At 61.9% G+C, this 1455-nt stretch carries 1 protein-coding gene; it reads right to left on the reverse strand.

From position 1 onward, the window contains the following. The coding region (gene tnpC / locus P3T43_RS35630; protein ID WP_429285664.1) for an IS66 family transposase at positions 1 to 1368 on the reverse strand (1368 nt) is incomplete at its 3' end. Positions 1369 to 1455: the final 87 nt, after the last annotated feature.

Genomic DNA, 1455 nt, shown 5'->3' on the forward strand with positions numbered 1-1455 from the left:
CATAATTTCTGGCTGCGCATTATTCCGGCCCAGGCTTACACAACGCAGCGCGTTCTCCGCGATGTTGTTGTCGATCTCGAGCGTACCGTCTTCGCAATACAACGTCAGGGCGCTCCACTGGTTTAGCGTGTAGTTGATCGCCTTGGCCGTATCGGACTTCGACGACAGTGTTTCGAGCTTTGCCCTTAGCCACGCTTCGTAGATCTGAAGCAGCGGTCTGGCTTTCTCCTGCCGTATTCGCAGCCGTTCGGTAGCAGGCCTGCCGCGAATGGAGGCCTCGATGTCGTAGAGCCCGCCGATATATTCGAGTGCCTTCTGTGTTGTGTCAGATGGTGTGCGCACGTGGATGTCGTAGAACTTTCTCCTCGCGTGGGCATGGCAAGCAGCCTCGCGTATCGAGCCATCGCGGAACAATTCGTCGAAGCCAGCGTAAGCATCCGCTTGCAGGATCCCTTTGAAGCTGGCGAGATGGGTTTGAGGATGGATGCCTTGGCGGTTCGGCGAGTACGCGAACCAGACCGAAGCCGGTTGCGTCGAGCCCGAGCGATGATCGTCGCGCACGTAGACCCACAGCCGGCCGGTGCGGGTCTTCCTGTTGCCCGGTGAGAGCACCGGGATTGGCGTGTCATCCGCGTGCAGCTTGGTAGCGGCAACGGTATAGCGGCGCAGCGCCTCTGTTAGCGGGGCGCACAGCGCCTCACACTGGCCAACCCAGCGGCCCATGCTGGCCCGGTCAAGCGTCACGCCGTCGCGCGCCGCGATTGCCGATTGCCGGTACAGCGGCTGGTGGTCTGCATACTTCGAGACGAGGATGTCTGCCAGCAAGCTCGGATGAGCGATGCTCCGCTCGATCGGCAGCCACGGCATCGGCGGCTGCGTGATCGTGCTGCAGCACGGGCAAACCAGCTTGCGCCGGATCGTGCGAATGACCTTGAACGCCGCGACAACCCGGGCGAGTTGTTCGGATGAGTCTTCGCCGAGCACCCGCATTGGTTGACCGCAGTCCGGGCAATTCGACTCGGGTTCGAGTACATGATCCTCGCGAGGCAGATGTGCGGGAAGCGCTTGCTTCGAAGCCGCTTCGTCCATCGTTGCGTTCGATGAGGACGCGTTTGCACCGCGGGCCTGCGCACGCTGCACATCCGCTACGCCGCGCCCGGCGGCCAGATCCTCAAGTTGAGTCTCGAGCGTCTCGATTTGCCGCTGCAGCTGCTCGGACTTGCGACCGAACTGCATACGCCGGAGCTTGTCGATCTGGGCCTTGAGCTGCTCAATCTCGACATCGCGTTCGGCAAGCAGACTACGGGCCTCGACCAGCAAGGCCTTCAGCTGTTCGATATCGTCAGGGAGATCGGCGCCGTTCGACATGCGCCGTAGTTTACGAGTCTGCCGCGCGGTTTACAACATCGATAATGCGGCGGTGCGGCGGGGCTGCCGCCAGTCGATGCCCTCAAG

The organism is Paraburkholderia sp. GAS41 (genome assembly GCF_050436545.1).
In the GTDB taxonomy this organism is placed as follows: Bacteria; Pseudomonadota; Gammaproteobacteria; order Burkholderiales; family Burkholderiaceae; genus Paraburkholderia.